The sequence below is a fragment of the Rhodopseudomonas sp. B29 genome, assembly GCF_000333455.1.
Lineage (GTDB): Bacteria > Pseudomonadota > Alphaproteobacteria > Rhizobiales > Xanthobacteraceae > Rhodopseudomonas.
Genome location: NZ_BADD01000480.1, coordinates 1 through 19,497, shown reverse-complemented (window position 1 = coordinate 19,497; position 19,497 = coordinate 1). Strand labels below are relative to the sequence as shown.

The window sequence follows — 19,497 nt, the reverse complement described above, 5'->3', positions numbered from 1 at the left end:
AATTCCGCGCCTCGCTGGCGCGTTGCGCATTTACGCCAAACGGGGAACTGCGGCACCGGGTGGAAACGGCGATCTCGACGCCCGGACGCCACCGCTGCCGAAACGTCCGGGTCTGTCCAAGGCCAGCGCATCGGATGTCGTCGAGTCAATGCGACGGAAGCTGTTCTCCGGAAAGCCCGGGGCGGATAGCCAATTCGCCACCCCGAGGTCAGAACTCGCGAACTTCATCAGCTCCTGTCGCCAAATCTTGTGGGCGATGGCGATCTTCAGCGGTGTCAGCAACGTTTTGATGCTCACCGGTTCGTTCTTCATGCTGCAGGTCTATGATCGAGTCCTGCCGAGCCGCAGCATTCCCACATTGATCGCGTTGCTGGTACTCGCGATCGTGCTCTATCTTTTTCAAAGTTCGCTCGACCTCATTCGGACGCGTATCAGCGCGCGCATGGGACGTCACCTCGACGAGACGCTTGGCGGCCGGGTTTTCGATGCAGTGATCCGTCTGCCGTTGAGGACCCGAGGCGATGGCGACGGGATGCAGCCGGTTCGTGACCTCGACCAGGTCAGGGGTTTTTTGGCGAGCGGAGGGCCGTCCGCTCTGTTCGACCTGCCTTGGATGCCGATCTACCTTGGTATCTGCTTTGTCTTCCATTTCTGGATCGGCGTCACGGCTTTGGCTGGAGCGATCGTTCTGTTCGCGCTGACAGTCCTGACTGAGATTCGATCGAAGGGCCCGGCTCAGGCGTCGGCGCACTTCGCCGTTCTGCGCAATTCGCTTGCGACCGAAGGGAGGCGTAACGCCGAGGCCTTGCACGCGATGGGGATGCGCCGATTGGCTGTCGCACGCTGGCGCGAAGCCAATCAGAGATACCTTGCTGCAAATGAAGCCGCGAGCGATGTCTCCAGTGGCATCGGCGGCGTATCCAAGGCGTTCAGGGCAATCTTGCAATCGGGCGTCCTCGCAGTCGGCGCCTATCTGGTCATCAACCAGGAGTCGACGGCGGGCATCATTATAGCCGGCTCGATCCTGACGTCGCGTACGCTTGCTCCCGTCGAAATTGCGATCGCCAATTGGAAGGGCTTTGTGAGTGCACGGCAATCCGGTCATCGGCTCGATCAGCTGTTGACGCTGTTGCCTGAAGAAGAGGAACTGTTGGCGCTGCCGGCTCCCGTCGAGACCGTCGCGATGGAGCACGTCTACGTCAACGCGCCGGCCTCCGACCGAACCGTCCTCAACGACGTCACGTTCAGTCTGCGAAGAGGCGAAGGGGTCGGGATCATCGGCCCGAGTGGATCCGGAAAATCATCGCTTGTGCGGGCTCTTGTTGGCGTTTGGCCGCAGATGAGAGGAAAGATCACCCTGGACAACGCCGCCCTCGGCCAATGGTCCTCGGAGGCGTTGGGGCGGCACATCGGCTACATGCCGCAAGACGTCGAGCTCTTCCAAGGCAGCATTGCCGTCAACATCGCCCGCTTCGACCCTAACGCCAGCCCGAAGGCGGTGCTCGCCGCGGCCCGTGCGGCCGGCGTGCACGATCTGATTTTGTCCTTCCCGGAGGGTTATGGGACCAAGATCGGCGAGGGCGGCGTGACGCTCTCGGCCGGCCAACGGCAACGCATAGGGCTCGCGCGCGCATTCTACGGCGATCCGTTCCTCGTCGTCCTCGACGAGCCGACATCGAATCTCGACGCCGACGGGGAGGCTGCCTTGACTGAAGCCATTCTCAACGTACGCCGACGGAACGGCATCGTGGTGGTGGTCGCGCATCGGCCAAAGGCACTTGACGGCGTCGACCATGTTCTGGTGATCGCAGAGGGCAAGGTGCAATCCTTCGGCAAGAAGGAGGAAGTGCTCACGAAGGTTCTCCGGACGGCACCGCCATTGAAGGTGGTGGGAGAACGGGGATGAGCAATTCAGAAACGTCGGCATTACATGCGATCCAGCGGTATATCGTCTGCGGCTTGATCCTGGTTGCGCTGGTGACGTTCGGCATCGGGGGCTGGGCATCGACCACCGAATTGTCGGGAGCAGTAGTTGCCCAAGGCGTCATCGTGGTGGACTCCAGCGTCAAGAAAGTCCAGCACCCGACGGGTGGGGTCGTAAGCGATTTGCGTGTGAAGGAAGGTGATCGGGTTAAGGCCGGCGACATCTTGGTCCGCCTCGACGAGACACAAACGCTGGCGAACGCGACGATCATCAGCAAGAGCTTCGATGAGTTGCAGGCGCGGCAGGCTCGTCTCGAGGCGGAGCGCGACGGCGCAGGCCAGATGACGTTTCCAACGGCGCTGGCCGATCGGGCCAAGGAAGCCAACTCCGAGGCAGCACGTGCAATTGCCGCCGAGCGGAGCCTATTCGAGCTGCGCCGCTTGGCACGGAGCGGACAGAAGGCGCAGCTCAAGGAGCGCAGCTCACAGCTTCAGAACGAGATCGCGGGGTATAACGGGCAACTGGAAGCGAAGCAGAAAGAGGTTAGTTTCATCTACCAGGAGCTCGAGGGCGTTAGAACTCTCTGGCAGAAGAACCTGGTTCCGATCACGCGATTGACCGCGCTGGAGCGCGACACCGCGCGGATCGAAGGCGAGCGCAGCCAGCTCTCCGGTCTCATCGCCCAGGCCAAGGGCAAGATTTCCGAGATCGAACTTCAATCCATCCAAATTGATCAAGATCTGCGAACGGAGGTCGGCAAGGACCTGATCGAGACGCGTGCCAAGATCGCCGAGCTTGCCGAGAGACGAACCGCTGCGGCGGATCTGCTCAATCGCATCGACATTCGTTCGCCTCAAAACGGGCGGGTCCACCAGTTGTCCGTTCACACCGTGGGCGGCGTGATCTCGCCCGGCGAGCAGATTATGCTGATCGTTCCCGACAACGACGCGCTGGCGGTGGAAGTCAAGATAGCTCCGCGTGATATCGATCAGCTGTATCTCGGGCAGTCCGCGTTCCTGCGTTTTGCCGCTCTGAATCAGAGGACCACGCCAGAAATCGAGGGAGATGTGGTGATGGTGTCGGCCGATCTGACCCAGGATCAACGCACTGGGACGAGCTACTATACGGCACGTGTTTCCCTGAAGCCCGAGCAGGTCGCGCGCCTTGGCGAATCTAAATTGGTGTCGGGCATGCCTGTCGACGTCTTTATTCAGACGCCGGGTCGAACGGCTCTCGCATACCTGATCAAACCGCTGAAAGAACAGGCTGAGCGTGCGCTGAAGGAACGTTGAATCATTACATGCCCGACCGCGAGGCAGTCGCGAGACGAGTCCGTCGCGCCTTACAGGCTGCGCCGCCCTTGCACGCGTTGACGAGCCGAGCCGTTTTCTTGGGCGAGATCGATATCCGCGTCTTGCTCCCGGGTCGCTGCGCCCGCAGCCCATTGCCGGATGTCGCTCAACGGCACGATAGTCGTCCCTTCGATCGCGATACAACTAAGGCGGCCAGTGGCGAATGCCCCGGTGTCGACGTTCACGCGATTCAGCCGAAGATCGGGAGCGCCAACCGGTGTGTGGCCGTGAACGATGAACTTTTCGAACGGCTGGCTATGACCAAGGAAATCGTCGCGAATCCACAGCAAGTCGGCCTCGGTCTGCTCGTGAAGGGCGACGCCCGGGCGAACGCCGGCATGGACGAAGAGAAAATCACCGCATGTGTAGGAGAGCGGAAGCGAGTCGAAAAAGGCGAGATGCTGGGGCGGCAACGCCTTTTGGAACCCGTGCGACAATTCCGCGTAGTCGCGCTGGTTGCGGCTTAGCGACGGCCTCAAGCCGTATGAGACCAGCGTCTCGAGCCCGCCGAAGTGCCGCCATTCGTCGAGAGACTGCGGAATCTCCAGGAAGCGTCGAATGAAGGTCTCGTGATTTCCCTTCAGGAAGATGACCTCGCGCGTCCTCGCGCAGGCGAGGAGCAAGTCGATCGCACCTCGTGCATCGGGTCCGCGGTCGATATAATCCCCAAGGAAAATAATCGCCGAACGCCGACAATGATACGATCGTTCATCGGCGGATATTTGCGCAAGCTGACTTCTCAGGAGGTCCGCGCGGCCGTGGATGTCGCCGACGGCGTAAAGCCGGATGCCATCCGGCAGCCGCGGCGTCCTCGGCAAAATCGGTTCACGCGGAGCCATCCACACGGTCGGCCTTTCCTGACGAAGCACGCAAGATCGTATTTCTATAAATATAGGACCCGTCCGTTCGATTTATAGCAGATTTACGCGCATTCTTGCATCGCCAATTGAATGGAGGTGCGGTTAAGGCATCGGTTAATATTTTCTGGCACCATCGCCTTCGTCCCACGGAAATTAAATCCTGGCGGCTCGATGGCTAAAGCGTTTTCGGTTCAAGATCACGAATATTCCGCTGCCATCGAGGCTGCGCTGAAGGAAACGGCACGCGGTCAGGCGTTTCTTGCCGACTATGCGCAACGCGTGCAGCAGTCGAACTCGCTGAGCATTCTCGCAATGCTGAGCCGGCTCGAGCGGGTGTCCGACGACCTCGCCTCGCGCCTGGCCCAACTGGAAAAGACCGGGACCCTGGCTGTCGGGGGCAATCGTCCGCCGCGGTCGAATGCCATGCCAATTCGCGACCAAACCACATCCGACCCGGCCGACGATCTCGGTGCGTTGATTGCGGATGTCGCCAAGCTCAGCCCCCATCTAACCAGCGGCGATCGTCACATCATGGAGCGGATCGAGGCAGTTGCGGCCACGCTCGGCGACCTCCGCCGAACGTCGATTGGGCTGGCCGCCCAATTTGACAATGCCAACCCGATACACTCGGACGGAAATTCCCAGTCGATCTCACCTGGACAGGACATGCGATCACGGTCTCAGGCAATTGACCTGGAGGACGACGAGGTGCTCGGCGAAATCGCCGAGGCTCTTGGCCAATCGTCCGACGTGTGCAGATCCCTTGAACCGTAGTGATCCGTGCCGGCGGCCGCGACACGGCCGTGATCCGCCTAGGAAGCCAATTGAGGCCTGAACAATACGTCAACCCCATAGCTGGTCGAGTTATAGCTATCGGACGGGAACAAAGAGTTGCTGCCGTAGGCATAAACGCCATTGCCTCCGACCAATGATGACGAAAGCGCGGTCAGTGGCCCGTTGGTGACCGAGTTCGCGAAAAGAGCCGGATCTGCCGAGTAATTACCGGACGTGTGGTACGAGGCCACATATGTCGTGCCGGCGGTGATTGAGACCGGCGTGGCAAAATTCACCTGCTGCCAACCGCTTGCAGACTCGTTGGAGAAGGTCGCGGTGGCCAATAGCGTTCCATCAGCCGTCCAAAGATCGGCCGTGTGCACGCCGACATTCGAGGCTCCCTTATAGAACTTGATGCCGGTTATTTGGCCGTTCTCCGAGGCCTGAAACTTGAAGCCAAGTTCAACCGGATGAGGATCGTTGACTGACACCAAGCTAGGCGTCGAGTCGGCACTGAACAGGCTGAGCGTTGCCGCCGGGTCGGCGACGTTTAATGTAACTCCGGCGCTTGCCGTGCCGCCGTGTCCATCGGAGATAGAGTAGTTGAATGCCGCCGATCCGACATAGTCGGTATTCGGATTGAATGTAATCGTGTTTGTCTGTGCATTGAAGCTGACTGCACCATTAACCGCATTGCTGACGCCGGTGATAGTCAGTGTGTCATTGTTTGGATCGCTGTCGTTCGCGAGCAAGCTCGAAGCGTTGATGGTGAGAGCGGTGTTCTTTGCCGCAGTGAAACCGCCATCATTGACCGCAATTGGCGGCTGGTCGACACCGCCGCTCGCAGCGTTGAACACGACGTCCACCCAATAATTCGTGGCGCCGAACGACGATGTCGGGAAGAGGTTGCCGTTGCCATAGGCGTAGACGCCGTTGGCTGAGCCGGGTGCGGTGAGTGGCCCCGTCGTATGATCGGTGCTGAAGTAATTACTGGTAGACGTATAATGCCCGTTGCTGTGATAGCTGACCACATAAGTGGCTCCGGCCGTCACCGAGATCGGGCTGCTGAACGTCGCAGTCTGCCAGCCGCTCGCCGTTTCGTTTGAAAAAGTCGTGGTCGCGAGCAGCGTTCCGTTGCTCGTCCATAGCGATCCCGTATGTGTCCCCGTATCACCGACGCCTCTGTAGTATCTGACGCCGACGATTGTGCCCGACTCGGACGTCACGAACCGCATTCCAAGATTGACCTGCACTGAATCCGGGTCGGATAGAACTGCCGGCGTATCCGTACTGGAGAACAGGCTCGCGCCGGTTGCGGGCGGGATCACGTTTAGGGCGACGGCCGCGGTCGCGGATCCGCCGCGTCCATCGGAAACACTGTAGCTGAAATTGGCTGCGCCAGTGTAGCCCGCGTCCGGAACGAACAGGATCGAATTTGTCTGCGCATTATAGCTGGCGACGCCATGGGACGCGCTGCCGGCAACGATGCCGGTGATCGTCAGCGTATCGCCGTCTGCGTCGGTGTCGTTGGCCAGCAAAGTGGCGGCCGACAGGCTGAGCGTGGTGTCTTGGACGGTGGTGAAGCCACTATCGCCGTTTGCAACCGGGGCATGATTCGGCGGCGCCGTGACGTTGAGGCTGACTGTCCCGCTGGCATTGCCGCCGTTGCCGTCCGAGATGGTGTAGACGAAAGATGCCAGCCCGGTGTAACCGGCTGTGGGCGTAAAGCTTACGGTGTTCGTCTGTGCGTCGAAGCTCGCAACGCCATGAATGCCGCCGCTGACCCCGGTGATAGACAGGGGATCACTGTCGAGGTCGGTGTCGTTCGCGAGAAGCGTGGATGCATTGATCGTCAGGACCGTGTTTTGAACGATGCTGAACCCGCTGTCGTTGGTCGCGACGGGAGGATGGTTCGAGGAGGCCAGGACCGTCAAATTGACGGTCCCGTTGGCTGTGCCGCCGTGCCCGTCCGATATAGCATAGGTGAACGAGGCCGGGCCCGTATACCCGGGCGTCGGCGTGAACGTCACTGAGTTCGTATTGGCGATCCAGGCGGCCGTGCCGTTGACGCCAACACCGGCGCCTGTGATCGTCAGGGTGTCGCCATCCACGTCGGTGTCATTGGCAAGCAGGCTGGAGGCCGCAATGGTCAGCACCGTGCTCTGCGCGGTAGTGAAGCCACTGTCCGTTGTCGCCACCGGAGCATGATTCGTCGATCCGCCCGGGCTCGAACTCAGAACGACGTCCACCCAATAATTCGTTGCGCTGTAAGAGTTGCTCGGAAAAAGATTATCCGTACCGTACGCATAGACTCCGTTGTTGCCTGCCGCTGCAGTCAGAACGCCGCTGACATGGTCGGTGTTGAAGTAGCTGCCGGTCGATACGTAATGACCATTGCTGTGAAAGCTGGCGACATAGGTCGTCTGCGCGGTGATCGCCACGGGTGTGCTGAAAGTCGCCGTCTGCCAACCGCTCGACGTCTCGTTGGTGAAGGTCACGGTAGCCAGAAGTGTTCCGTTGATACTCCACAGCGAGCCCGTATGTGTGCCGGTGTCGTTGGCACTCTTGTAATACTTGATCCCCGTGATGAAACCTGAGGACGATGAGGTGAACCGGACCCCGAGATTGACTTGTGACGTATCCGGGTCGCTGAGCGTTGCGGGGGCATCGGACGAGCTGAAGAGCGTGGCGCCGACGGCGGCAGCGGAGACCGTCATATTGACGATCGCCGAGCCGGTCCCGCCGCGGCCATCGGAGATGGCATAGCCGAACATGGCGGGACCAGTGTAACCGGGCGCCGGCGTGAACGTGATGATATTCGTCTGGCTATTGAAGCTTACGGTACCGTTCGAGGCGGACCCGACCCCGCTGATCGTCAAGATGTCGCCGTTTGGATCGCTGTCGTTCGCCAACAGCTGCGCCGCAGTAAATGTCGCAGCCGTATCTTGTGTGACGGTGAAGCCGTTGTCGTTGGTGCCGACGGGCGGCAGGTTGGCGGTGTTGACAGGGCTGAAGATAACAGTCGCCCTTTGAATCGCTTCGTTCGCCCACAGGTGCCCGCAGTAAATTCGCAGCGTTTCTTGTGTGACGGGGAACCGTTGTCTTTGGTGCCGACGGGCGCCAGTTTGGCGGTGTGACAGGGCTGAAGATAACATCGACCCAATAATTGGCTTCGCCGGAAGCCGTCGTGGGAAATGCGTTGTCGGTGCTGTACGTGTAATATCCGTTTCCGGCAGGGGCCGTGAGCGGGCCATTTGCGTGCGCCGTCGTAAAGTAGTCGAGCGTATCGGCATAATGGCCGTTGCTGTGGTAGCTCGCCACATACGTGGTCCCGGCCGCAATCGAGACCGGGTTGTCAAAAGTGACTGTTTGCCAGCCGCTGGCGCTCTCTTGTGTGAATGTCGCGGTAGCAAGCAGGGTTCCGCTGATGCTCCACAGCGATCCGGTGTGCGTCCCGCCGTCCCCAAGGCCCTTGTAATATCTCATACCGACAATGGTGCCCGCTTGTGACGAAGTGAAGCGAACGCCGAGATTGACGAAGCCGACGTCGCTGTCCGTCAGGATGGCCGGAACGTCGGAGGTGGAGAAGAGTGTAGTTGTCGGAGCGGGAGCAACGGTAATGGTCGTCCCAGCACCATGCGTTTCCATATTCACGCTGTCGTCGACGGCGCGCGATAGGATGTTATAGGTGCCGCCGGCGAGCGGGGTCCACTCGTAGCTCCAATTCTCGTAGCCAGTCGCGCGGTGCCAGGAGGTTCCGCCATCGGTCGACACTTCGACGACGGCAACACTGCCGCCGCCGCTGTCGACAGCCGTTCCGGTGATCACGATCGGTTGGGCGGCCGTGTAGGATCCGCTTGCGAGCGGTGAAGTAATTGCCGATGTCGGTGCGGCGTGATCCGATGTCTGCGAGGCGATAGCCAGGCTGGCCATCAGCGTTTCCGGTTGAACGCCCATATCGGCGAACAAATTGACCATCGCCTGTTGGACATTCGGGTCCGTTGGAGTGGTCTCGTTGTCATGATGAGAATCGAGACCCCATGTCCAGTAGACGGTTCCGGCACCGAAGACGATGGCACCGCTGGTCGGATCACGGTAGAGCGTCAAGCTGTGCGTCGAGGTCCCGGGGCCGGTGGTGTTTCCGTTGTCGAGCAGGAGAGTGTCGACGTCGACCGTTGTCGACGACAGTTGAATCAGTCCGGCCGGACGGAAGCCGTTATCCAGATCCGAATCCCATTCGTAGCCGAGCAGGTTAGGTGTCAGCGAGTAGGTTTGGCCCGGTTGTATACCTGCAACGGCCGTGTTGTTCCAGAATCGGAATTGCGACAGGTCGTATGGAATCTGGATGGTATCAAGGCGGTAGGAGTCGACGGTGAAGATCGTCCCGGTCAGCGCATTTTCCGGCTGTCCGGCGCCGTATTGTGGGTCACGCCACGTGCCCGTCGTGTTGCCCGGATCGATATCGGCATTGGCCCAGGTCTCCTTATAGGAAACAAGGGTCTTGTAGGGGGTCCCGGAGCCGTCGATGCTGTTTTCCCACCGAACTTCCCAATAGACTTCGTTGCCGCTGAGAAACGCAAGATTGACGCCGGCGTCGCGCGCGGCCTCGACATTCGCGCGCTGATCCGCCGACCAATATTCGTCGTGCCCGACAGACAGGAAGATCTTGCTGTTCAACAATTGGGCGCCGTCACGGGCGGTGTCGATACCCGAGATGTAGTTGACGTCATATCCATTCTGTTCGAGCCAGCGAATCGCGGGATATTCGGCTCCGAAGATGAAGTCTTGGGGGCCGGCCGAATAGCCTCCGTCGCGAGTGATGATTGGCCGGTTGTAACTCACCGCGTCAGCCCGGCCGGCGTGGCCGGGATCATCCACGCCACCATAAAGATTATAGCCACCCCACCAATTGTAGGCTTGCCAGGTCGTATCAGAGGTCTGGAAAGTGATGTCGCTCGGGTCTTCATCGTCCCTGACGATGAATGGAATGATATTCTGGCCGCCGGTGTCGAGACGAGTGAGCTCGGCGAAGTAGATGCCGGACGTGGCGTCGGCTGGAATATCCCAAGAGGCTGACACCGCCCAGTTTCCGGCATCTACGAGCTTCGTGGCCGGGTCGAACAACGGGGCCGGCTGAACCTGTGCCGTTGCCAAATTTTGCGTGAAGCTGGTGACGAGCCGCGCTCCGTCGCCGCCGTAATAGCCGAGGCGATAGATATCGACCCGGTAGTTTGTGGCGTCCGTGTTGATCTTGAAGTCGACGCGTTGGCCGTGGTCGACCGTGAACTGGGCCGAGAATCCCTCGATGCTCGAGTCCGCCTGATCAATCAGCCAAACGCTCTCCGGAGTGCCGGCCTTCATGTTTTCAAGAACGATTGGGTTGGCGGTGATGGCGTTGCTTTGGCCGGCAACGGATAGAGGTTGAACGGCGACCCTTGATGCGGAATCCACACTAGATGGATCGGTCGACACGGCGGACGTTGGGGCCATCCGCGCCGCTGAGGGATCGATCGAATGCAGCCGAGGTGTCGAACCCTGCGCGGGTACGAGATCAATCAGTGGGAGCGCAATTTGCGAACTGCCGCTTTCGCCGTTGTAATATTCGAGAGTCTTGGAGGCGTATCCGGATGGCGTGCCGTCGGCGTTGGCTGATCCGCCGACGCGGATCGAGCAGACCGTGCAGGCGCGTCCGGTACACGATCCGCAGGGAGACTGCAGCGCTGCTTGCTGCCAGTCGGCGGACCAGGAATCGGTAGTTGAGGCGGTGGAGTTCGAGCTTGCGGCAGCGGTCATGGCTCATCTCCTCGCGCTAACGGCTGGGCATCTGATTTAAAGCGTATCAATTAAAGCAGAAATGTCACCTATTAAACTAAATATCAAGTATTAATGTGAAGCGGATGGGTGCGCCGAAAATCCCAGCGATGCACTGGAATCACCGCGATCGCGCAGATGTCAATTAATTTATTGACGCACTTGAATTAAATCATTAAATCTGGTCTTGGCAATTGCTGGCGGTTTCCGCCTGCCGCCGGCCCCCTCATGTGAACGAGGTCGGCCCGGCGATCGTACAGCGTGTGTTCGAAGGGCATCGGTTTGATGCAGTCGGATCTCAAGCAGATCGGTTCGGCAACCGACCGAGGCGTGGGCGTCATTGTCTCGAATCGTAGCGATACCTCACCTTGGTCCGTGCATAGGCAGTCCCCGTCGAGCGGACTTGAGCACCTCGACCTCACCTTGACTGAGATCGCCGTGATCTGGATGCTGCATCACCGCGCACGGCCCATGGCGCAGGCCTCCCTCACACGCCAGATCGTCGAGTTTTACCCTGTCGCGATGAATGCGATATCGGGGGCAGATGGCCTGCGCGGTGCAAAGCAGGTCCATCTACGCTTGATCTACTTCAAGGGTCTGATCGTCGCGCAGACTCATCCGATGCCGCAGATGGTCGACGCGATTAGGCGCGCCGAACGCTTGCTGGGGCGCGCGACAGAGCCGGACAGCGCCTCCGAAGCTGCCGAGTCGAGCGATCAGGACACACTGGCGCACATTGCCGGCGCATTGAGGTGATCGCCGGGGCCGTAATAGCACCCGTCGCCACAAAGACAGCAGCAGCTGCGACTGCGGCATGCTGATGGTTATCAGAGGGCAGCCGGCCCTGACTGGTGAGTGCAAAGGAGATCGAGGATGGCGGTTCCATTCGTTCAAAGCGGCCGAGACGACGAAGCTGAAGCCGACGAATGGTTGGCCCGAGTGCGCCGGAACCTGAGCGTGCTGGCAAGCCGCAAGAAACAGCTGTTCAATCGCAGAGTGTCCGTAGGCGACCTGCTGAGCGAGCGAACGGACAACGCGGCGGACTATGGTTTCGGCGAGGGAACGACGATGTACGACAACGTCCTCGTGCTGGGCCGCGTGCACGTCGGCCGCCATACATGGATCGGACCGGGGTGCATCCTGGACGGCTCTGGTGGCGGCCTTCGAATTGGCGATCACTGTTCCATCTCGGCCGGGGTGCAGATCTACACGCACCAGACTGTGAGGCGTTCGGTCTCGATGGGGGTCGAGCCGATCGAATACGCACCGACCTCCATTGGCAATGGCGTTTATCTCGGGCCGAACGTGGTGATCCAGATGGGCGTCAACATCGGTGATAGAGCCGTGGTCGGCGCGAATTCGTTCGTAAACCGGGACATTGGACCTGGGCTCAGGGCGTTCGGCACGCCCGCTCGCATTCAAAGCTCGGTTTAGCGCGATGGGCAATTGCGCCGCGCGGCCCACGCGCCTTTAGGACGATTTTGGATGTTTGAAGGAGTTTCGCACACCCGCTTGGACGGAGCGACGCTGCTGCTCTTGGGTGGTCAAAATGCCAGGAAGAGCGTGGCGCTGGGGGGCGCTGTTCTATATCTACGAGGTAAGAGTACACATCTGATCACGCGGACCACGACTGACTTCGACACGGTTTGGCTCGCCGGTGGCGAGAGGATAACCGCGGAAATCTTCGTCCGTCACAACAACTATATCGATATGCCGACGCTAAGGCCGAGAAGCATCACCGAGGGGGCCAGTACCACCTTCGGGATTTCGGCGGAGATGTCACTGGGAAGCCAGCACGTCTACGGTTTTCAAGGCGACCGGTTCTTCGGATGCGCTCAGAAGGCCTTCCTCTCCGTCGCCTCTGCCGATGAGACGAGAGCGGCCGTCGAGTTTCATGGTGGCGAAGCCGCAGGCAGCATGCCGCCCTACGTCCAAGTCTCAATCCATTTATCGACCGAGGTATTTCAGTCGACCTTCAAGCCGCTGTGGTTGGGATCTCCACGTGCCGTCGTCGACGTCACCGTGGGTGTCTGCGGCTTCAAGCCCTTGCCATCCTCACTCGGAGACGAGGAGACGGACGATTTTGTCATGCCGAGCGGCGCGTGGTCGGCTGAGCTGAAGTCACTCAGCCTATTACTTCCACAAACACCTATTTGACTCAGCTTTCATCTGCGCAGGTCTTCCCCCGGCGGGCTTCGCGCATAACGATCTTAAGCATCGGACTGTGAAGCAGGGTCGGAAGATCAATACCATTCTATTTGGGCTTTTTTTGTTTCAACGCCGGCTTTTTATCGACGAAGTTCAGGCCGAAGCAGCCCAGTGCGTTATTGTGTAGATTTAAGTACGCCATATAAGGCCTTGCCATCTATAAAATTTCATGTCCATCGGCCGATAAGTTGATTGCCTTGATTAGCATTTACCAGAAACCGGGCACGACATTGACAGGCAATATCGGAGGTGTTTTCATTAATTTGCTACCAGCAACGGAATACCATCGATATTTTTCGTGCCGGGGCAAGGTTAGAATGCAAATATTTAGTCGCTTTATTTCAAGCGTGAGGCCTCGAGTGCGTGCCATTAAATTAGATACTGATGTACATCGAGTAAAAGTGCTCACAGAGCAGATGAAGTCTATTGCTGAACTCAATCGTCGCCTGACGCTTGAGCTGCAAGAATTGCTGTTGTTGCGCCGCAGTGTACAAAGTGTACAACTCGTCCCTTCCGGTTCCCGGCGCCGCAGATTGTCCCGATCGCCAATTCGTAGGTGCGGCATGCGCAAGCCCGCGAGCAGACCACGCGGTAAATTTCATGGATTCGACGGACGCTAACTAGCCAGCGGTCGTCAGAGCGTGCCTGTGTTCGTCGCAGGATGCTGATCCAACGCGCTTACAAACCAGGCAGCGAGTGTAGTTGGATCGAGGTGGGAACTCTCAAACTACAGGCCCCGATCTATAATAACTTGGACAATTCCTGTCCAACTGTGGCAAGTAACCGTTATGAAAGGCGGTTTGAGTTCTGAGGAATAGGCTAATGTCCGCCGAGGTTAGCAAAAGAAGCGATTTTATTATCCATTGGAGATACGTCCATCCCGTCGAATTATAAGGCATCGGGACAAATGAAGACCTTGATGTCAATTGGTAATATTATATTCGCGATGGAGCGCTTGGCGGATATTTCGCTCCGTATGCAGGGCATGATGCAAGATCTTTGTGATCTGCGCCAAAGTGTCGCTCAGGCCGAATTTCGTTCGATCCGATCGGCGCAGCGAAGGCCACTCCAGCGGAGTCCGGCGCGCCGTCCGCGCGCCCGATAATTCGTCGAGGTCTGATAGTTGGGCCTCGAGGCGTTTCAACCCGACGTATTTATTTGGTGTCGGCTCGCCGATCACGTCAATTGAAGAACGCGATGCGGCTCATGCAATCTGAACTCTTCGCCGGGACCATTCCGTTTCTACAATTTTCCAGGCCGATATTTGCGGGAAAGCGACGTCAAAAATAGAAGGGTAGTGAATTTAGGAAACCAACGGCTGGAATATTTACGTGGTGGGCCCGGGACAAAAGACGACGCCGAAGCGCGGGGGAATTTTCTGAAGTCGAGAAATCCTGTCGAGAGCAGCAAGTAGCGGGTTGCCGGTACCCGCGCCTGAAGCAGCTTGCGCCAGACCTGAATCCTGGGCACAAGTTGCTTGCGCCAGCCTGCAGGCCATCCGACGCCGAAGAGCGTGGCGAGTAGCATTAATTGCGTTTCTATTGCGTTGCGCGCGAGCGCGTTAGGTATCATCGAAGACAGCAATTGCCACTGCGTCGTAGCGGGTGTTGCAATCAGCGTTCGCAGGTCTAAGAGGTGCCTTAGATCGATATTGCCAGTCCAGTAGTCGTAGTCCTGAAATTGATCATGGATGATCAGAATCAGCGCCTGCAGTTCGGGCGTCGGTATCAACGCCAGTGCTTCGCCCACTCGGATTGGCTGCAGGTGGGAGGTCAGATCCGCCGGCGTACGATTAAACAAGTCGTGCCAGGGAAGCTCCTGCTGCAAGTCGATCATGCCGGCATCTTGTGGGCGTTTTAGATCTGCAGACCACTTCTTGTGGCGACCGTCTGTCTGGTAATCAACCGTGTACCCAATTGCCTTGAGGTGATCGACAGCGATGTCGATCTGGTCCGGGCGGACGACGATATCCAGATCCGACATTAATCGAAGTCCACGGTCGGAACGCGAGCTCGCTGCCCAGATGGCCGCTCCCTTTGATTAACAGCGGGATTATGCCGATGGCATTGAGCGCGAGGACGGCCTCTTGGAGCTGGGCGATCAGACGGTCGTTACGCCCCGTGTTCGGGTCGTATTTCTCCTGGACATAGCAGGCGACCGCCTCCGAAATGCGTCGCGATGAGTCCGGACAAGTTCCATCATGTGGGGGTTGTCAAAGTGTGGTTCGTTAGACCGATCAGGGGAGTCCAATCGGCACGCCGCGGGATTTCGCCTCGAAAACAGTCGCAAAGCGGCAACAAGGCGCGGCTAAAACTTGCCATCACGGAGTCCTGCCAATTCGGCGGTTGCGGCCTCGGCTTCCGAGTAGCGCAGCACGAAGGAGCGAGCCTGAGAGATTATCCTTTTGAGCGCGACGAACCCATCGGCAGTCAACTTGCCGTGCGTTGAAAATGACGCGTCGATTATCCGCTTGAGCGTGTCGAGCTGATCCAGCTCCGTCAGCGCTGGCTTGCAGTCAGCGACGCGTTCAAGGAAGACGATTCGGTTCACCGTTATGGCCGCCTCAGGGAGGCTGGATGCTACATTCAGATATCGCACCACTAGGCCGTCCGGCCGATTGTGGCTTGGGAGGCTTTTCACGTCGGGCCGGAGCCGGTCGATGATCGCCCAGGCCCCGGATTTCAACGTCGGTGCGAACGGGGCCGTGTAAATTGAGCCATCGCGTCTGATAATGACGGTGTCATCAGTCAGGTATTGGAAGCCCGCGTGCAGAAGGTGGATCGTTAGCGTGCTCTTACCGGCACCAGGCGGAGCGCTTATGAGCATGGTATTGCCGCCAGAGGTTACTGCTGCCGCGTGAAAGATCAGATCGTGGGGGTCAGCGGCAAGCAGAAGCTGCTCGACGAGATATGCTTTGAAGGTAGGCGCGAGCTGGTCCATCGCACATTTGAAGATCCTGCGGTCGTCACGCGTCACAATCGAACTGGCGCCGATCCGATAGGCTTTGAAGGCTGTCGTCGTGCCGCCAGTCGGGGCGGTCACCGTGACGAATAGAGAGCGTAGGAAATCACCGATCTGGTCGTCCGAAGCTTGAATTTCTATCGGCGTGCGCCCGATGCAAGCAGCAAAGGCGAGATTGGCTTTGGTGCTGTGCGGGAGGATCAGGCCGTTGCTCAGCCATTGATGGAGAGCGTCGCTGAGGCTCTTGCGCGCGGATGCCGGGCTCAAGCCACGGTCGATTAATTGTTGGGAGATTGTGCCGAGCGGCACCATATCTTTCAAGCCGCACCAGATGAAGGCGGCGACGTCGTTAAGCTCGAAGAGCTTCTGCTCATCCTCGCTGAACAGCACCGGCACCTGATCGATGAGCGCGAACAGATTGCCGTCAACGGGCCGGAGGTCGTCCGGCGGCGGGCGTAAATCTGAAGGCGTTATAAATGTCATTGTCAGCCGGGTATAAATGCCCGCTCCGGAAGCCAATTGGTTTCTGCCAATTGACATAATATTAAAGCGTTATAATATTATCTCAAGGGCGACCTGAATTAAATGATTGGACGCGACATCATGGCCGAGAACAAGAATGTGGGACCAGTCGACGAGCTCGACGCGGATCGCCGCAAGTTTTTGGCGGCGTGTGGAAAGTTTGCCGTCGTGACCCCGCCGGTTTTGACGGTACTTTTGTCGACGTCGCTGAGCTCTGAAGCAGTGGCGCAATCTGGTGGCGGGCGTGGCGGGCGACCAATCGGTCGCCGGGACGGCCGTGACTTTTTGGAGTGGCTCGAGCGTCTTCTCGATAAGTATTTCTGAGGAGCCGAAAGGCTTGATGCAATGCTGGATCAGCTCGTCTGGACCTCGGTATGGCGCTGACTGAGGCCGACGGCATTGATCGGTCTGCTACTGCGATGTTTGGCGGCCGGTCGAACCGGCGAGCGTTCGCCGCTGTGTGCTGGAGTTGCTGATCTCGCCAATGGGCCGCTTCCAATGGCCTAGGTAGGTGCGCATCAAGGGGGCCCGGTGCGTGGCAGGTCGTTTGCCGCGGATCTGCGGCATGCCTTGCATCAGAAAACAGCCTTACCTCAAATTCGGAAAGCGTCAGAAACTTTGCCGTCTCAGCGCCGGCCGCCGGAGAACATTGGCGATTCGCCGGGGAGCAGCGACGAGCGGATATCGCTGTCGACCGGGCCGGCGCCCTGCGCGTAGCCGGCCGAGAACGACAGGCTGACATTCGAGCTCGGTTTGAACTCGACGCCGCCGTGCACGACCGTGGCGGCGGTGTTGCCGCTGGTGAAGCCGGGCGAGGTCAGCGACGAGAACACGTCGGGCTGATATTTGAGCTGGTCGACGCCGCCGAACAGCGTGACCAGGCCGCCGCCGCCCTTGAAGCTGTAGCCGTATTGCGAGCCTTCGGAGGTCAGCGTGGCGAAATTGCCGAAGCCGCCCGGGCCGCCAAGACCGCCCCAACCGAGGGCGCCATAGCCGAGACCGCCATAGCCGAGACCGCTGCTGAAGGCATTCACCGGAGCGCTGTAGCTGCGGGCGACGAAACCGGTACGGATGCCATCCTCGTCGACGCTGCTCAGTGCCGCAAAGCCGGGCACATCGCTCCAGCCCGCGCTCCAGTTCTCCGCTGCGCCGCCGCCGAATCCGAATGGCCCGCCCGGCACCCAATAGCGCAGCGGTGCCACCTGCGCGTCCGCAGCGCTCGTCGTCGCCTGTGCGGTGAGGCAGACCAGTGCGCTCCCAAGAGGCGCGCCGCTCGCGCCACAACCTGTTGTCGAATCAACATCTTGCTAGGTGCCTTGGCATTCCTCGACATGTGCGAATATAGCCTCGCTGCGGGTTAAAGCCAATCCGGGCCGCCGCCGGGAGCGGCATGGCGAGGCTGTCGCCGTGAGCGAATCGACAGGTTAAGCTGAGATTGCGGCTATGCCGCATCGCCGAGCCCGACCGGATGAGGACATGAAGCCGCAGGGCCGCGCTCGACTGCCTTTCATCTTCCCGCGCGAGAGGAAGATGCTTGCGACAACGCATTTCGATAAGACGCAGATGCGCGCAAGAGTCGAAAAACTCGAAAGACGAAATGACCGTCTATGCCCGCAATTCTATCAGCGCCTGTCCGTTGCCGTTCTGGCAGGCAGGGCATTTGCAGTCGTGGAAATTGACCTCGGCGGCCACATACTCGGTGCCGCAATGGACGCAAGCGATCTTCAACTGCGGCCGCTTATCAGGGCTGAACGTCGTCATCCGGGCCACGAGGTATTGGCCCAGGGCGTTCTGATCGCCAACCACGACATGATAATCCGCAACCAAGGGCGTCCCCTGCCTTTGTGCAACAGCGAAATAGTCTAGCCACAGTCTTTCGACTGACGCAAACCGAATAGATGCAAACGAATCTCGCCCGAGTTCCATCTTTTGAGATGCGTCGGTGTGGTGGTGTTGGTCTCCTGATCGCGTTACCGCTTGCCTGTTGCGGATTCAGCATGTCCGTTTTCGTCGAGAGCGCGACGTAGCCTCCGGATGATTACGGAGCGTGAGCGGGCATCGGCGGCGGCTTCGATCTTCTGATTGATATCGAGGATCAGCTTGGACATGTCGTTGTGCCAATCGAGCTTCACGACGGCCTCGGGTTCGATACGACGGCGATGCGTACCATCGAGTGCGGTCGGCACAGGCGTGGTGAGTTCATAGATATCATCGAGCAGCGGCTGAAAGATCTTCGCCGCCGGCAGCACCCCGTCGCCGAGGCGCTGGGCCAGTGCGGCGATCGCCGCTTCTTCGCCGTGAGCGAGAAACAGTCCGCGGTCGATCGGCCGCCGCTCGGTGATCCAGCGAACTAATTCGCCGGCATCGGCATGACCGGAGTAATCGTCGATGCGCCGAATATTGGCCTTGACGCGGATCTCCTCGCCCATGATCCGCACCGACTTGGCGCCTTCCTCGAGGAAACGGCCAAGCGTGCCGTTGGCCTGATAGCCGACGAGCAGGACGGTGGCGTTGCTCCGGCACAGCCAGCGCTTGAGATGATGGCGGATGCGGCCGGCGTCGCACATGCCGCTGGCGGCGATGATGATGTGGAAGCCCGTGAGCTTGGCGATCGCCTTGCTCTCCTCCACCGTCTCGGTGAAGCGCAGATGCGGCGACGACAGCAGCCGCTCGGCATCGACGTCTTCGTCGAGATCGGCGGCGTGGCGACGAAACACTTCGGTGGCGCGGATCGCCAGCGGCGAGTCGAGGAAGATCGGCGCGCTCGGGATCGTGCCTTGCTCCATCAGATCGATCAGATCGACGATCAGCTCCTGGGTCCGCTCGACCGCAAACGCCGGGATCACCAGCGCGCCGCGGGCCGCGGCCGCTGCGTTGACCTCGGCCGCGAGCCGCTCGTGGCGTAGCTTGGGCGAGGTCGGCTCGCGGACGCGGTCCCCATAGGTGCTCTCGCAGATCACATAATCGAAATGCGCCGGCGCTTCGGGATCTGGCTGCAGCAGCTTGCCGTCGGGGCCGATGTCGCCGGAAGCGAGCACGCGCAGCGCCGAGGACGAACGGCCTTGGCCGTCGAACTCGATTCGAT

Annotated in this window: 14 protein-coding genes and 2 pseudogenes; 8 read left to right on the top strand and 8 right to left on the bottom strand. The window is 59.4% G+C overall.

Translation table 11 applies throughout. From position 1 onward, the window contains the following. The first annotated feature begins 148 nt into the window (after positions 1 to 148). Both I5M_RS17030 and I5M_RS17025 read left to right on the top strand, forming a co-directional pair. Entirely contained in the window at positions 149 to 1,906 is a 1,758-nt protein-coding gene (locus I5M_RS17030; RefSeq protein WP_022722493.1) for a type I secretion system permease/ATPase, read from the top strand. Beyond that, a complete protein-coding gene (locus tag I5M_RS17025; RefSeq protein WP_022722492.1) occupies positions 1,903 to 3,216 on the top strand; it encodes an HlyD family type I secretion periplasmic adaptor subunit in 1,314 nt (437 codons plus the stop codon). The genes I5M_RS17030 and I5M_RS17025 overlap by 4 nt, the downstream gene beginning before the upstream one ends. 50 nt (positions 3,217 to 3,266) lie before the next feature. Here the strand turns inward: I5M_RS17025 and I5M_RS17020 are convergent, their stop codons facing one another. Next, a complete protein-coding gene (locus I5M_RS17020; protein ID WP_022722491.1) occupies positions 3,267 to 4,115 on the bottom strand; it encodes a metallophosphoesterase family protein in 849 nt (282 codons plus the stop codon). Positions 4,116 to 4,307: 192 nt separating this feature from the next. Between I5M_RS17020 and I5M_RS17015 the strand changes: the two genes are divergently transcribed. Continuing rightward, the gene (locus I5M_RS17015; RefSeq protein ID WP_022722490.1) at positions 4,308 to 4,910 is read left to right on the top strand and encodes a hypothetical protein; all 603 of its coding nucleotides are present in this window, start codon (positions 4,308 to 4,310) and stop codon (positions 4,908 to 4,910) included. A 38-nt stretch (positions 4,911 to 4,948) separates the two neighbouring features. On the opposite strand, the gene I5M_RS34455 is transcribed toward I5M_RS17015, so the two are convergent. The 3 genes and pseudogenes from I5M_RS34455 to I5M_RS30005 all read right to left on the bottom strand — a co-directional run. Beyond that, the gene (locus I5M_RS34455; protein ID WP_376738687.1) at positions 4,949 to 7,627 is read right to left on the bottom strand and encodes a DUF4082 domain-containing protein; all 2,679 of its coding nucleotides are present in this window, start codon (positions 7,625 to 7,627) and stop codon (positions 4,949 to 4,951) included. 42 nt (positions 7,628 to 7,669) lie between these two features. Next, a pseudogene (locus I5M_RS34450) lies at positions 7,670 to 8,065 on the bottom strand (cadherin-like domain-containing protein); the annotation flags it as partial. Further along, positions 8,019 to 10,391 (bottom strand): annotated as a pseudogene (locus tag I5M_RS30005) (N,N-dimethylformamidase beta subunit family domain-containing protein); the annotation flags it as partial. The pseudogenes I5M_RS30005 and I5M_RS34450, both read right to left, overlap by 47 nt. A gap of 615 nt (positions 10,392 to 11,006) precedes the next feature. Between I5M_RS30005 and I5M_RS17000 the strand changes: the two are divergent. From I5M_RS17000 to I5M_RS16990, 3 genes are all read left to right on the top strand, one after another. Beyond that, positions 11,007 to 11,477: a hypothetical protein gene (locus I5M_RS17000; protein WP_022722488.1), complete on the top strand. Its 471-nt coding sequence runs from the start codon at positions 11,007 to 11,009 to the stop codon at positions 11,475 to 11,477. Positions 11,478 to 11,594: 117 nt separating this feature from the next. After that, positions 11,595 to 12,155 carry a DapH/DapD/GlmU-related protein gene (locus tag I5M_RS16995; RefSeq protein ID WP_022722487.1) on the top strand — a complete coding sequence of 187 codons (561 nt, stop codon included), beginning with the start codon at positions 11,595 to 11,597 and terminating at the stop codon, positions 12,153 to 12,155. Positions 12,156 to 12,206: 51 nt separating this feature from the next. Continuing rightward, positions 12,207 to 12,878, top strand: a complete 672-nt coding sequence (locus I5M_RS16990) for a hypothetical protein (RefSeq protein WP_022722486.1) — start codon at positions 12,207 to 12,209, stop codon at positions 12,876 to 12,878. A gap of 1,293 nt (positions 12,879 to 14,171) precedes the next feature. Here I5M_RS16990 and I5M_RS30000 read toward each other — a convergent pair. Together I5M_RS30000 and I5M_RS16975 are read right to left on the bottom strand one after the other, a co-directional pair. After that, entirely contained in the window at positions 14,172 to 14,954 is a 783-nt protein-coding gene (locus I5M_RS30000) for a nucleotidyltransferase family protein (RefSeq protein WP_283804872.1), read from the bottom strand. A 282-nt stretch (positions 14,955 to 15,236) separates the two neighbouring features. Continuing rightward, entirely contained in the window at positions 15,237 to 16,409 is a 1,173-nt protein-coding gene (locus I5M_RS16975) for a PqqD family peptide modification chaperone (protein WP_022722484.1), read from the bottom strand. Positions 16,410 to 16,493: 84 nt separating this feature from the next. Here I5M_RS16975 and I5M_RS29995 point away from each other — a divergent pair, with 84 nt between their 5' ends. Continuing rightward, positions 16,494 to 16,736, top strand: coding sequence for a hypothetical protein (locus I5M_RS29995; protein ID WP_148287893.1), 243 nt, complete (start codon positions 16,494 to 16,496; stop codon positions 16,734 to 16,736). Between the two features lie 302 nt (positions 16,737 to 17,038). Here the strand turns inward: I5M_RS29995 and I5M_RS16965 are convergent, their stop codons facing one another. Then, a complete protein-coding gene (locus I5M_RS16965) occupies positions 17,039 to 17,614 on the bottom strand; it encodes a hypothetical protein (protein ID WP_022722482.1) in 576 nt (191 codons plus the stop codon). 274 nt (positions 17,615 to 17,888) lie between these two features. Between I5M_RS16965 and I5M_RS32790 the strand changes: the two genes are divergently transcribed. Further along, positions 17,889 to 18,278: a hypothetical protein gene (locus tag I5M_RS32790; RefSeq protein WP_022722481.1), complete on the top strand. Its 390-nt coding sequence runs from the start codon at positions 17,889 to 17,891 to the stop codon at positions 18,276 to 18,278. 104 nt (positions 18,279 to 18,382) lie between these two features. On the opposite strand, the gene I5M_RS16955 is transcribed toward I5M_RS32790, so the two are convergent. After that, a partial coding sequence (locus tag I5M_RS16955; protein WP_022722480.1) for an MBL fold metallo-hydrolase occupies positions 18,383 to 19,497 on the bottom strand: 1,115 nt, incomplete at its 5' end.